Raw genomic sequence first — 491 nt, forward strand, 5'->3', positions numbered from 1 at the left:
CGTCGCGCCGCCAGACACCTGCAGCGGGGTCCAGATCGGCCCCGGTGCGACGCCGTTCACGCGGATTCCCCGCGACGCCAGTTGTTTGGCGAGGCTGCGGACATAATTGGTGGTTGCTGCCTTGGTTTGCGCGTAATCATACAGATCTTCTGACGGATCGGTTGCCTGCTCCGACGTCGTCCCGATGATCGACGATCCCGGTGCCAGATGCGGCAGCGCCGCCTTGATGAGCCAGAACGGCGCGTAGATATTGGTCTTCATCGTCCGGTCGAATTCCTCGGTGGAAATGTCGAGGATCGAGCCGTGGGTTTGTTGTCGGGCGGCATTGCTGACCAGAATGTCGAGCCCACCAAGCGTATCGACTGCGGTCTGGACCAGTGTGGTGCAGAAATCCTCGCTGCACAAATCCCCGGGGATGGCGACTCCGACTCGGCCCGAAGCGCGGATCAGATCGATCACGTCCCGGGCATCCGCCTCCTCTTCCAGCAGAT

General features: G+C 61.9%; 1 protein-coding gene. It reads right to left on the reverse strand.

Annotated features, from left to right (window positions below; genetic code table 11):
* On the reverse strand, positions 1-489 hold a 489-nt coding region (locus AACY52_RS30415), incomplete at its 3' end, for an SDR family oxidoreductase (RefSeq protein WP_339561398.1).
* Between the last annotated feature and the right edge of the window lie 2 nt (positions 490-491).

Origin of the sequence: Pseudomonas sp. EA_65y_Pfl1_P113, assembly GCF_963970525.1 — a bacterium.
GTDB classification, from domain to species: Bacteria; Pseudomonadota; Gammaproteobacteria; order Pseudomonadales; family Pseudomonadaceae; genus Aquipseudomonas; species Aquipseudomonas tritici.